This is a genomic window from Streptomyces sp. NPDC048434 (genome assembly GCF_043200375.1).
Lineage (GTDB): Bacteria > Actinomycetota > Actinomycetes > Streptomycetales > Streptomycetaceae > Streptomyces.
This window is the reverse complement of the sequence record NZ_JBICXQ010000042.1, coordinates 1-12272: the sequence shown is the minus strand read 5'-3', so window position 1 is coordinate 12272 and position 12272 is coordinate 1. Positions and strand designations below refer to the sequence as shown.

Below are 12272 nucleotides of genomic sequence, written 5' to 3'. Positions count from 1 at the left end.
ATGGACGGCACCGGGCTCCCGCCCCCGGGCTCACAGCCACACGTTGTCGTTGACCGACCCCAGGCCGGTGCCGGACAGCCGCCGGTGCAGGGCCAGCGCCTGGTCCTCGGTCAGCGAGGCGACATGGTCCGCGGCGGCGCGCAGCCGGTCGCCGTGCAGCGTGAGCTCCTCGGCGCGGTCCGGCGGCAGCAGCTCGGGTGCGTCATGGGTCCAGCGCAGCAGCTCGCTCACCACCCGCCGCTTGCCGTGCTGCTGGGTGGCCAGCGCGGGGCGGTCGATGACGTAGCACCACACCAGCTCCTTGAGCAGATCGCAGGCGGCCCGCCGCTCCGCCGGGATCACCAGCTGCGCGCCGTAGCGGATCGCCGCCTCGCCGCTCACCTCCAGCTCGATCCCACGGGTGAAGTACGAGATCAGATCGGCGGTGCGGCGATTGACCGCGACCGCGTCCTCATGGCTGCCGCTGTACGGGGCGGGCACCGCCAGCCGCTTGCCGATGTCCGCCATCATCACCAGCGCCGCCGCACGGTCGAAGGTCTCGCCCTCCCGCGCCCGCTTGGCCTGGACGTAGTCCAGGAAGCGGCTGATCTCCCGCTCGGTGTCGGCGCCGGCGGCACCGTCCGGCGGGAACAGCGCGGCCAGCGGAATCAGGCCCGTACGGTAGAAGTCCTCGACGTCATGGCAGGCGTAGGTGACATCGTCCGCCCAGTCCATGACCTGCTCCTCGACCGGTACGGCGGTGTCCGTACGGCCGGCCCGCACCCAGGAGAACGCCTCCCGGTCGGCGACGTACACCCCCCACTTCACATGCCGCGCCGGGTCCTGGTCGACGGGTGCTCGCTCCCACGGGTATTTGGTGGCGGCGTCCAGACAGGCGCGGGTCAGATGCAGTCCGCGATGGCCCGGGTATTTGTGGGCGGCGAGAAAGGTCAGCACCCGCAGGGTCTGTGCGTTGCCCTCGAAGCTGTCCAGCACACCGTCCGCGAAGTGCAGCTCGTCCATCGTGGCGCGCAGCGCCAGCTCACCCGCGTGCCCGAAGGGCGGATGGCCGATGTCGTGGGCCATGCACGCCGCCTCGACGAGCGCCGGATTCGGCCCGCCGTACCGGCGCTCCAGCCGCTCCGCCATCCGCCGGCCGAGCTGAGCCACCTTCATCGAGTGGGTCAGCCGGGTGTGGTAGGCGCCCAGCTCGGCGCTCGCCACCACCTGGCTCTTGCCGGCCAGTGCCCGCCACTGGGTCGAATACAGAATCCGGTCGACGTCATGCTCGAAGCCGGACCGCTGCCCGTCGTCGGGCACCCGTCGCCGGAGGGAGTGCTGCTCTAGGTCCTCATCGCTGTATGTGGCAGGTCGCATGCGCGGATGGTAGTCGGCCCCGCTTGCCGGGGTCCGGCCGGTGGGCAGGTCTCGCCCGCTAGGCGTTCAGCCGACGCCGCCAGCGCGGATGCGGACGGGCGTGCGGGCGCGCATGCGCGGGGTGGGCGTCCGCCCGGCGCCGGCGGTCGTTGCAGAGCAGGCACTTTCCGTAGCCCGGCGGAAGGGGATCTTCCGGATCGCCGTACAACGGGTCGACCGCGCCGTGGGGATGTATGGCGCAGCCGGTCGGGCCGGTCTCCGCGCCCAGCGAGCCGGCAGCGGTCAGCGCCTGCCGGAGGACGTCGACGAGCTGGTCTGCGTCGCGCCGGGTCGGCGCGGACTGCAGGGCGGAGGCAAGGTCGGAGGCGGTGGTCAGCGCGGTCTGGAGTTCGCGCAGGTTTGCGTAGCCCATGCCTCGGAGCGTAGGCGGCCCCACTGACAGTTGATCTTCCGATCGCACTTCGCGGCTTCCCATGGCCGGATGCATGCCCGCTCCCGCCCACGATTTAGCACCGGGACGGTGACGGCCGCCTGGCCGGTCCATGACGGGAGGGGGTTGGGGGCGGGCGAGGGGGCAGCCGGCGCGAGCAGTCTCCAGGACCGCCGCCGATCTGCCGGGCCGCCGCGGCAGCATCCACAGCCACGGCAGCCCCCGGCGGGCGCCCGTTCTTCCCGACGCTTCCCGCCTTCGCCCCCGAAGCCGCGCCTCCCCGCTCCTCCCCTCAGGGAGCGATCGGCAGTGCCCGCTTGTGGTCGGTGAGGCGGTAGCGGCGGACGATGGCGTGGGCCGCCGCGGCGTCGACCGGCTTGCCCTCCAGGTAGTCGTCGATCTGGTCGTAGCTCACACCGAGCGCGTCCTCGTCCGGCTTGCCCGGGTCGAGCGTCTCCAGGTCGGCCGTCGGCACCTTGTGCACCAGCTCCTCAGGGGCGCCCAGCGCCGCCGACACCGCGCGCACCCGGCGCTTGGTCAGCCCCGTCAGCGGCACCACATCGGCCGCGCCGTCACCGAACTTCGTGAAGAAGCCGGAGACCGCCTCGGCCGCGTGGTCGGTACCCACGACCAGGCCGTCATGGGCGCCCGCGACCGCGTACTGCGCGATCATGCGCTGGCGCGCCTTGATGTTGCCCTGGACGAAATCCCGGTGGTGGGCGTCGCGGAAGGTGAGCCCGCCGTCCACCGCCGCCTGCAGCGCCGCATCGCTCGCCGGGCGGATGTCGACGGTCAGCTCCCGGTCCGCGCGGATGAACTCCAGCGCCCGCTGGGCGTCCTTCTCGTCCGCCTGGACGCCGTACGGCAGCCGCATCGCGTAGAACGTCGTCTCGTGCCCGGCGGCGCGGGCCCGCTCCACGGCGAGCTGGCAGAGCCGGCCCGTGGTCGTGGAGTCGACGCCGCCGCTGATCCCCAGGACCAGCGAGCGCAGGCCCGTGGAGGTCAGCCGGTTCGTGAGGAAGGCCACCCGGCGCTCGATCTCCTGCTCGGCGTCGAAGGACGCGGTCACCTGGAGATCCCGGGCGATCTCCTGCTGCAGGGCCTTGGACGCCGGGTCGGTCACGGCTGCTCCTCGTTGTTCTCGTGCCGCGTCGCGCGGTGCTGGTGGTGACGCATTGCTCTCCGACGCCTACGTGGCGTTCTTCTTCTCCGCGTAGGCGCGGTTTCTGGCGACGCGGAAAGGCGCGCCGGTAGGAAACCTTATGCCGGGTGCGCCCACTTCTTGAGGGCGGCCTTGGTCGAGAAGTCCGCGACGTCCTTGTCCAGGGGCCGGTCGGTGTACTGATGGATGCGCCACTTCGCCTTGATACGCGGATGCCCGGCGGAGACGTAATCGGCGATCCACAGGCCGTCGGCCGCGTAGGACGTGGTGTCGTGGTTGAGCCAGAAATCGCGGTTGCAGTAGAGCATCACCCGGTGGGTGGGGCGCAGCTTCTTCACCTCGACCAGGAACTGGTCCTTCTGCGCATTGCTCGCATAGGTCCCCTCGCCGGTGCGCTCCCAGTCGCAGGCGAGGAGGTCGCCCTGGACCGATGCGCATTTCTCGACGAAGTATTTCGCCTGGGCGGCGATATTTCCCGGCCACAGAAAGTGGTAGAAACCGACGACACAGCCCGCTTTACGGGCCTTTGATGCCTGCGCGGACTGGTGCGGATTGATGTAGGAGCGGCCTTCGGTGGCCTTGACGAAAACGAAGTCCAGCCCCTCGGCGGAATACGAGGTGTTGTAGGAGCTGACATCGACACCATGCAGCATGAACGGCCTCCTGCCGATCGGACCTGCGGATTCGAAGCGTCAACTGCTCGAAGCGTCAACTGCGTTGCAGAGGTTCCGGGCGTTCCTGCGTTTCCTGCGTTCCGGTGATCGGGTGTCCCTGCGAGCCCGCGTTCCCCGCGTGCGAGGCAGTCTTGTTCCAGCAGTTCAGCATGTTTGCTACCGGGGACGCCAGATCGTGGTGGGGAAGTTCCTTGTGCCGCGGTCAAGTTGAGGCGGGGCCGGTTTCGCCGACCGGACCGGCCCCGCCGGCCGGGAGGGTCGGCTTCAGCGCCGCCGGGCCCGTCGCACCAGCCGCCGCGCGCGGGCACGGGCGCGGCCGAGGACGCGGCGCAGGGCCCGGCCGGTGCGCGTCGACCGCAGCTCCTTGAAGAGGAGTTCATAGCGTTCGGCGATCGGCTCCGGGTCGTAGCGGTGCGAGCTCTCCAGCGCGGTCTCGGCCATCTTGCGGCGGCGCTGCGGGTCCTCGATGAGCCTCAGGAGAGCGGTGGCCAGCGCCCGGCCGTCGCCGCGCGGCACCAGCAGCCCGTCCGTACCGTGGTGAATGATCTCGGCCGGGCCCAGCGGGCAGTCCGTGCTGACGACCGGAACGCCGCAGCGCATCGCCTCGACGAGGGTCATGCCGAAGGACTCGGCGTCCGAGGCCGAGGCGACGATCGACGCCTTGGCGAACTCCGCCTCTATCGGGGAACGCGGCCCGGTCAGCTCCGCCCGCTCGTTCAGCCCGAGCCCGTCGATCAGCCCCTGGAGCTGGGCGCGCTCGGCGCCGCCGCCGTGTATCCGCAGCCGCCAGTCGGGGTGCTTGGCGGAGACCGCGGAGAACGCCTCGATCAGCAGGTCGAAGCGCTTGCCGCGGACCAGCCGGCCGGCCGCCGCGATCACCTTCGCGGTGCCCTGGGACGGCGGCCCGGCCGGTGCGGGCACGATGTTGGGCACCGCCAGGACCCGTACGCCGGGCAGCGGCATCCGCGCGCGGTAGACGGACGCATCCGCCTCGGTGGTGGTGACCAGGGCGTCCAGCGTCCGGTAATGGCGGGCGAGTTCGGCCCGCAGCCGCTTGCTGTGGGCGTCGTGCCGGAGGTGTTCCTGGGCGATCCGCAGCGCCCGGCGGGGGCCGAACCGCGCCAGGTAGACATTGATGCCGGGCCGGGTGCCGATCAGCACATCCGCGTCGGTGGTGCGCAGAAACTCCGCGACACGGACGTCGACCAGCCGGCTGTACTGGTGGTGCCGCTTCTCGGCGAGCGGGAAGTCCTGCGCGGGCTCACCGAACAGCGGATCGGCCATGTCCTCGCTGCCGACGCGGGTGTCCACCAGCGGCACCAGCCGCACCCGGGGGTCCACCGTGAACCGTGGGACCTCGCGGTGCCGCAGCATCGAGACGATCTCGACGTCATGCCGGTCGGCGAGCGCGGCGGCGAGGTTGAAGGTGGTGCGGATGGTGCCGCCGATGGCGTAGGCGTTGTGCAGCAGGAGGGTGATCTTCATACGGTGTCGTGCTCTTCCCCGAGATGTGCCGAGTCGTTCCGACCGGCCGGTACGCTCGCGGCCCGGTCACCGCGACCGGCCCGTCCGGCACCGGGCCACCGTGGCGGTAAGGGGTAAGCCGATGGCGTGGCGAGGGTGAGAGCCCGGTAAGAACCACGGGTGAGATCCGGGTAAGAAAGCCACCGCAGGACCGGCCGCCCGCCGGAGCACCTCCGGACCCTTGGCAGACTTGCCGGGTGACCCATTCCGTACTGCTCGCCGAGGACGACCGTCCCATCCGCACCGCGCTGGAGCGTGCCCTGACCCTGGAGGGGTACCAGGTCACCGCGGTCGCCGACGGTATCCAGGCGCTCGCCGCCGCGCACCGCGAGCGGCCCGATGTGATCCTGCTGGACGTGATGATGCCGGGGATCGACGGGCTGCAGGTGTGCCAGGTGCTGCGGGCCGAGCAGGACCGCACCCCGATCCTGATGCTCACCGCCCGGGTCGAGACGGCGGACCGGATCGCCGGCCTGGACGCCGGTGCGGACGACTATGTGGTCAAGCCGTTCGAGGTCGAGGAGGTCTTCGCCCGGCTGCGGGCGCTGCTGCGGCGGACGACGTCGGAGGCGCCGGCGTCGGAAGAGGGCGGTGCGGGCGCCGGTCCCGGTGTGACGGACGAGGCCGACGGGGCCGAGTGGGCGTACGACGCCCGAGCGGCGGACAGCGGCGTCGTCGAGGCGGCGGATCTGCGGATCGACGGGCCCTCGCGCCGCGCCTGGCGCGGAGAGCGGGAACTGGAGCTGACCCGGACCGAATTCGAGCTGCTGGAGCTGCTGGCCCGCAACGCCGGGATCGTCCTGGACCATTCGACGATCTACGACCGGATCTGGGGGTACGACTTCGGGCCGGGCTCGAAGAACCTCGCGGTGTACGTGGGCTATCTGCGGCGCAAGGTCGATGTCCCGGGCAGCCGCCCGCTGATCCACACGGTGCGTGGCGTCGGTTACGTACTGCGGGAGGACTGAGATGCCCAGGCCCCGTGACCGCGCCGGGACCGGGCCGCGCACCCGGCCCGGCCGTCGGCTGCGCGCCCGGCTGCGGGCCTGGACGAGCTCCTGGCGCAGCGGCGGGTCCGCCGCCTGGCTGCGCACCCGTAGGCCCGCCAGCCTGCGTACCGCTTTCGCGGTGGCGTTCGCCACCGGGGCCGCCGCGGTGACCGTCCTCGTCGGGTTCCTCAGCTACGACGCGGCGGCCCGGCTGGTACGGGTCGACGAGAAGTCGGTGTTCTCGCAGGTCGTACGGGATCTGCGCACCCAGGTGCAGGAAAAGCCGTTCATGCCCGCCGATTACGCGAGCTCCGACCCCGACCACGACGGGCCGCGCGACGAGCTCACCCGGCCCACCCGTACCGATGTGCAGATCCTGGGCGCCGGCGGCCGGATCGTGGAGCTGGGGCGCCCGGCCCTCCCGGCCGGTACCGAGGAGCGCCGGGTGGCCGCCGACGAGCGCGCCGGCCACCTTGCCGAGCGGGAGGCGGACGTCGGCGACGAGGAGTACCACGTCGCGACCGTGGCGCTCGGCGATGGCCGCGGTGCCGTGCAGGTCGCGCAGAAGTTCAGCGAGACCGAGGATCTGCTCTCCGCGCTCCAGAAGCGCACCGCCCTGCTGGCCGCCGCGGTCATCGCGCTGTCCGGTGCGGGCGGCTGGTGGCTGGCGCGCCGGATCACCGGCCGGCTGGTGCGGCTGACCTCGGTCGCCGAGAACGTGGCGGAGCACGGACGGCTGGACGTCCCGGTCCCGGTGGTGGGGCGGGACGAGGTCGCCCGGCTGGGGCGGGCCTTCGACGACATGCTCGGCCGGCTGGCCAGCGCCGTCCAGGACCAGCAGCGCCTCGTCCAGGACGCCGGCCATGAGCTGCGCACCCCGCTGACCTCGCTCCGGACGAACATCTCGCTGCTGAAGCGGTTCGAGGAACTGCCGCCGGACGCCCGCGACGAGCTGTTGACCGATCTGGCGGGCGAGGCCCGTGAACTCAGCGACCTGGTCAATGAGCTGGTGGATCTGGCGGCCGGGCAGCGCGACGACGACCCGCTCTCCGAGGTGAACCTGGCCGATGTCGCGGAGAAGGCGACCGCCTCGGCCCGCCGCCGCACCGGCCGGGAGATCACCGTACGGACCGTTCGCCCGGCGGTGGTCGAGGGCCGCTCCGCCGCACTGCACCGTGCGCTGACCAATCTGCTGGAGAACGCCGCCAAATTCGACGCGGGCGGGACGGCGCCGATCGAGGTCGTCGTGACCGGTGCCCGCATCGAGGTCCTCGACCGTGGCCCCGGTATCGCGGACGCCGACCTGACCCGGGTCTTCGACCGCTTCTACCGGGCCGCGGCCGCCCGTGGCCTGCCCGGCTCCGGCCTCGGCCTCGCCATCGTCCGCGAGATCGCCACCGCCCACGGCGGCCATGCCTTCGCCACCCGCCGCCCCGGCGGCGGCGCCACCCTGGGCTTCGCGGTCGGCACGGGAAAGGACGGCGGCAGGGGAGCCGGGGCACATACGGGGTCGGGGTCGGGGTCGGGGGCTTAGGGGATTTAGGGGACTTAAGGGCCTGCGCTTCCGGGCCTCCCGGGGCTTGGGGTGCACCGGCGGCGGGGTGTTTGGTCTCCGGTGCTTCCCGGCGTACGGGCGGCGAGTGTTTGCTCTCCCGTGCTTCCCGGCGTACCAGCCGCAGGGTGTTTACCCTCCGGTGCTTCCCGGCGTACCGCCCGCGGGGCGCTTGCTCACCCGGTCCTCCGGCGATGCACCGCCCGCGGGATACCTGCTCTCCCCGCCCTCCCGCGCGCCGTACGCACCGGCGCCCAGCCGCCTACCGGGCGGACCTGCCCCTTCCCGGTTCCGGCCCGTCAGTGCGCGGTCTCCCCCTGGGCCACTTCCACCGTCTCGTGCAGATCGGCCGCGGCGTCCAGGGCGGCGGCCGCGGAGAAGGTGACACAGGCGAGCAGGGCCGCGGCGATCAGCCGGCGGCCGTGCACGCCGGTGCGTGGCGGAGGGTGGCCCGAGGACCGCTCGGGGGTCAGCAGGGCGGCGACCCGGCGGGGTACCGGGCCGGTCGTCGCGGCGAGGACGGTGCCGGGGCGGTGCGACGCCGGGGCAGCGGGACGGGCGGCCAGCGCGGCGCGGCCGATGGCGCGGGCCGTCACTCGGCGGTCGCCCACCCGGGACGCGGCGGATTCGTCGGCCCAGCGCTCCAGGGCGTACGCCAGGGGTGCGCGCAGGGACCGGAGCAGCGGATGGCAGACTGCGGCCAGCGCGACCGTGAGCAGGAAGAGATGGTGCCGGCCCGCGAGATGGGCGCGCTCATGGGCGAACAGCGCCTCCCGCTCGTCCGGGGGCAGCGCCCGCAGCATCCCGGCCGTGACCACCACCCGGCCCGGCCGTCCCGGCAGGGCGTACGCATCGGGCGCGGAGTCCGGCAGGACGCACAGATCGCCGGAGGTGGGGTGGGCATCGGAGGTGAGCCGGGCGGTGCGGATTTCGGTGTGGTGGCGGCGGGCGCGGTGGACGACGGCGAGGGCACCGGCGGTGAGCAGACCGGCGGCGGCGGCGGCAGCGGGGAGCGACACGGCCGGATCGTCGCCGAGCAGCGGCAGGGAGAGATGGCCCAGGGCGGCGACCGGAGGCAGTTGCAGCGCCCCGGCGGTCAGCAGCAGGCCCAGCGCCGAGGTCGTACAGGCGGCCAGCGCGACCGCGCAGCCGGTCAGCAGCCAGGCCGCGGCGCGCGGCGGCAGCGACTCCGCCAGGCGGCGGGCGGCCGGCACCGCGAGCAGCGGCATCAGCAGGGGAATCCATACGGCGAAGATCATGGTGCGGCCCCGGGGCCGGGCTGCGGGTCGGCTCCCGGTCCCTCGGGGGCGTCGTCCGCGCCCTCCAGAAGAGACCGCAGCAACTGCTCGTCCTCGTTGGTCAGCTGCGAGACGAAGCGGGCGAGCGCGGTACCGCGGTCGTCCTGCTTGTCGAGTTCGCTGCGCATCCGCCGGGCGGTCAGCCCCGCGGAGTCCTGTATGGGGGAGTACACGAAACCGCGGCCGGCCCGGGAGCGGGAGACCGCCCCCTTGTCGTGCAGGCGAGTGAGGATCGTGGTGACGGTGGTCCGCGCGAGCCTGCCGCCCAGTGCGCTCTGCACCTCGATGGGGCTCAGTGCCCCCTCGGCCGCCCAGAGCGCCGCGAGCACGCTCGCCTCCAGCTCGCCGGCGGGGCGCCGCTGCACGGGTGAGGTCTCCGACATGGAACGCCCTTCACCTTTTCCGTCGTCTACAGTTCCGTAGACCGTCTACGTAACTGTAGTCGGCCGGGCCGACCGGAGGGCAGGCCCGCAACCCATTATGGGAGGGGCCGCCGACATGTCTGTAGCCGCCGCATTTCCGCAGGTGACAGCGGTCACCCAGGCTGTGAACGTACTCGACGCCGGATCCCTGCTGGCCGCGTTCGGCGCGCTGGGCGTCGCCGTCGTGCTGTTCGCCGAGACCGGGCTGCTCGTCGGCTTCTTCCTGCCCGGCGACTCGCTGCTGTTCACCGCCGGGCTGCTGTGCGCCCCGGGCACCGGCGGCGCCGTACACCTCGCGCTGCCGCAGGTGCTCACGGCCGCCGCCGTCGGTGCGCTCGCCGGATCCCAGACCGGCTACTGGATCGGCCGGCGCGGTGGCCGCGCCCTGCTGGCCCGCAGCCGAGCCCGCCGGCTGCACGAGGGCGCCGCCCGCGCCGAGGAGTTCCTCACCCGCTACGGCCACGGCAAGGCCATCGTCCTCGCCCGCTTCGTCCCCGTCGTCCGCACCGTACTGAACCCGCTGGCCGGCGCCCTCGGCGTGCCCGCCCGCACGTTCGCCCTCTGGCAGATCACCGGCGGCCTGCTCTGGACGCTCGGCCTCACCCTCGCCGGATACGGACTGGGGGCGTCCGTACCGAACGTGGACCGCTATCTGCTGCCGCTGGTCGCCCTGGTGGTGCTGGTGTCGCTGGCCCCGCTCGCCGTCGAACTGCTCCGCTCCCGCAGGCGCCCGGAAACGACGCCCGGCCCCACACCGCCGCCCGGCGCCTGAACCACCCCAGCCGTCCGCCCCCTCCGCCACCACCGCACCCAGCCGCCGGCCGTCGAGCCCCGAGCCGCCAAGGAGAACCCTGTGAACCACCTCGCCTTCGGGGGAGCCTCGATCGACGGCGGCCTGTACACCCGGATCACCGCGCTCGCCCAGCGTGCCCCGCACGACCTGAACGCCCTCCTCTCCTACTGGACCGATTACGGCCTCGCCCTCTTCGCCGCCCTGATGCTGATCGGCTGGTGGCGGGCGCGGAACGGCACTTCCGGCGCCATGGCGACGGCGCTGGCCACCCCCGTCGTCGTGGTCGCCGCCTTCCTCGTCAACGACCTCGTCAAGACCTTCTTCGACGAACAGCGGCCCTGCCAGACGCTCCACACCGTCACCGTCGAGGCCTGTCCCGGGCCCGGCGACTGGTCCTTCCCCAGCAACCACTCCGCCATCGCCGCGGCGGCCGCGGTCGCCCTGCTGCTGTGCGACCGGCAACTGGGCCGGATCGCCGTGGCGGCCGCGTTCCTCATGGCGGCCTCACGCGTCTGGGTCGGTGCGCACTACCCGCACGACGTCGCCGTCGGCCTGATCGCCGGCGCCGTCGTGGCACGGGGGCTCACCCCGCTCGCCCGCCGCGCGGCCCCCGCCGTCGACCGGATCCGGGACACCCGGCTGCGCCCCCTGGTGGCCGCGCGGTGACGGCGCCCGAGCCGGGACCACAGCGGCCACGGCCGGACCCGGAGCCGGTCCCGCGCCTTGGGACGTGGCGACGTCCCGCTGCCGTCCCCCTCCTCACCGTCGCCGCGGTCTGCGCCGCGCTCTTCACCGCCGTGCTGGTCACCGTGTCCGTACGGCACGGAGCCCCGCTCGCCCCCGAACAGGCCGCCATCCACTGGTCCACGGCACACCACGGGGAGCCGCTGCGCTCCATGGCCCGCGCACTGACCGCCACCGGCAGCGGCCCGGTTCCCTATCTGCTGGCGGTGCTCGCCGGCCTGTTGGCCGGCCGGAGTGCGGCGGGCCGGCTGCGCGCGGTGATCTGCGCCGTCGCCGTCCTCGCCGTCGGCCAGGCGATCCGTTACGGCCTGATGGAGCTGATCGCCCGCCCCCGCCCGCCGGCCGCCGACTGGGCCGGGCACGCCTCCGGCCATGCGTTCCCCTCCGGCCATGCCACCACCTCGGCGCTGGCGGCCGGGATCCTGGCCTGGGGCATCGCCCGGCGCGCCCGCCCCGCCGTGGCCCGCACCTGGTGCGTGGTGCTCGCCCTCTGGGCCGTCGGGGTCGGCCTCACCCGCGTCTACCTGAGCGTCCACTGGCCGGGCGATGTCCTCGGCGGCTGGCTGCTGGCGGCCACCCTGCTCGCCCTCGCGCTGCTCCTGGAACCGTTCGCCCTCCCCGGCCGGGACCGCCCGGCCCCGGCCGGTGCGAGCCCCCAAAGCGCGCATTCCCATGAATAGCTGACGATCGGACCAGATCTTTCCCAAGGCGGCATGGACGCGTCCCGCGCCGAGCAGCACTGTCCTGGGTGCCGGGACGGCGGAAGCGATGCCACCAGGGCGCCCTCACGGCACGTACCACCGCGGCACCAGGGGGACACACCGATGAACGAGCCACTCGACGCCTCGCCGCCGCGCCCGTCAGCCGGGGGGACCGCCGCGTCCGCCGCCCCCCATGGCCGCTGCCCGGCCGCCGCCGCCAAGGACCCCACCCAGTGCGAGGGCCCGCAGGACGCCGCCACCATCGTCGACCGCCAGGGCAGGGAGGCCGCCGGCTGCGTCCACCACTGCGCCCGCCTGCTGGCCGGCCTCGAAGGCGCCCGCGTCCACCCCTTCGTCCCCGCGAACCAGGCCCTGGACATCTACTCCCGGGCCCGTGAACTCCCGCCCTTCGCCTGGGAGATCGGCCGATAGCCGACCCGTCGGGCGCGAGCGTCCGCGGACCGGCGGATCACCTCGGCGGTCACCCTCGGCGGACGGAGGGCGCCGCCCCGGACCTCGTCCGCTATCCCTGCCTCAGCACTCGATGATGTTGACGGCGAGTCCGCCGCGTGCGGTTTCCTTGTATTTGACGCTCATGTCGGCGCCGGTGTCCTTCATGGTCTTGAT

At 73.2% G+C, this 12272-nt stretch carries 13 protein-coding genes; 6 read left to right on the top strand and 7 right to left on the bottom strand.

Features of this window, described 5'->3' with window-relative positions:
• Positions 1–30: 30 nt before the first annotated feature.
• The 5 genes from dgt to ACGFWI_RS35545 form a co-directional block, all read right to left on the bottom strand.
• Positions 31–1356: a dGTP triphosphohydrolase gene (gene dgt, locus ACGFWI_RS35565; protein ID WP_393910201.1), complete on the bottom strand. Its 1326-nt coding sequence runs from the start codon at positions 1354–1356 to the stop codon at positions 31–33.
• A 58-nt stretch (positions 1357–1414) separates the two neighbouring features.
• Complete coding sequence (locus tag ACGFWI_RS35560; protein ID WP_393910200.1) at positions 1415–1768, bottom strand: hypothetical protein; 354 nt, start codon at positions 1766–1768, stop codon at positions 1415–1417.
• Between the two features lie 310 nt (positions 1769–2078).
• Complete coding sequence (nadE, locus tag ACGFWI_RS35555) at positions 2079–2909, bottom strand: ammonia-dependent NAD(+) synthetase (RefSeq protein WP_393910199.1); 831 nt, start codon at positions 2907–2909, stop codon at positions 2079–2081.
• Positions 2910–3046: 137 nt separating this feature from the next.
• On the bottom strand, positions 3047–3601 hold the full coding sequence (locus ACGFWI_RS35550) for a GH25 family lysozyme (protein WP_340490737.1): 555 nt from the start codon (positions 3599–3601) through the stop codon (positions 3047–3049).
• A 285-nt stretch (positions 3602–3886) separates the two neighbouring features.
• Positions 3887–5107 carry a glycosyltransferase family 4 protein gene (locus tag ACGFWI_RS35545; RefSeq protein ID WP_393910198.1) on the bottom strand — a complete coding sequence of 407 codons (1221 nt, stop codon included), beginning with the start codon at positions 5105–5107 and terminating at the stop codon, positions 3887–3889.
• Positions 5108–5343: 236 nt separating this feature from the next.
• On the opposite strand from ACGFWI_RS35545, the gene ACGFWI_RS35540 reads away from it, so the two are divergent.
• On the top strand, positions 5344–6114 hold the full coding sequence (locus tag ACGFWI_RS35540) for a response regulator transcription factor (RefSeq protein WP_393910197.1): 771 nt from the start codon (positions 5344–5346) through the stop codon (positions 6112–6114).
• A gap of 1 nt (position 6115) precedes the next feature.
• Positions 6116–7669, top strand: coding sequence for an ATP-binding protein (locus ACGFWI_RS35535; protein ID WP_393910196.1), 1554 nt, complete (start codon positions 6116–6118; stop codon positions 7667–7669).
• 317 nt (positions 7670–7986) lie between these two features.
• Here ACGFWI_RS35535 and ACGFWI_RS35530 read toward each other — a convergent pair whose 3' ends face one another.
• Entirely contained in the window at positions 7987–8946 is a 960-nt protein-coding gene (locus tag ACGFWI_RS35530; RefSeq protein ID WP_393910195.1) for a M56 family metallopeptidase, read from the bottom strand.
• A complete protein-coding gene (locus tag ACGFWI_RS35525) occupies positions 8943–9368 on the bottom strand; it encodes a BlaI/MecI/CopY family transcriptional regulator (protein ID WP_393910194.1) in 426 nt (141 codons plus the stop codon). Before ACGFWI_RS35525 ends, ACGFWI_RS35530 begins: the two co-directional genes overlap by 4 nt.
• Before the next feature lie 115 nt (positions 9369–9483).
• Here ACGFWI_RS35525 and ACGFWI_RS35520 point away from each other — a divergent pair, with 115 nt between their 5' ends.
• The 4 genes from ACGFWI_RS35520 (at position 9484) to ACGFWI_RS35505 (ending at position 12077) form a co-directional block, all read left to right on the top strand.
• Positions 9484–10179 carry a DedA family protein gene (locus ACGFWI_RS35520; protein WP_393910193.1) on the top strand — a complete coding sequence of 232 codons (696 nt, stop codon included), beginning with the start codon at positions 9484–9486 and terminating at the stop codon, positions 10177–10179.
• 81 nt (positions 10180–10260) lie between these two features.
• The gene (locus tag ACGFWI_RS35515; protein WP_393910192.1) at positions 10261–10866 is read left to right on the top strand and encodes a phosphatase PAP2 family protein; all 606 of its coding nucleotides are present in this window, start codon (positions 10261–10263) and stop codon (positions 10864–10866) included.
• Complete coding sequence (locus tag ACGFWI_RS35510; protein WP_393910191.1) at positions 10863–11624, top strand: phosphatase PAP2 family protein; 762 nt, start codon at positions 10863–10865, stop codon at positions 11622–11624. Before ACGFWI_RS35515 ends, ACGFWI_RS35510 begins: the two co-directional genes overlap by 4 nt.
• 144 nt (positions 11625–11768) lie before the next feature.
• Complete coding sequence (locus ACGFWI_RS35505) at positions 11769–12077, top strand: hypothetical protein (RefSeq protein ID WP_393910190.1); 309 nt, start codon at positions 11769–11771, stop codon at positions 12075–12077.
• Positions 12078–12272: the final 195 nt, after the last annotated feature.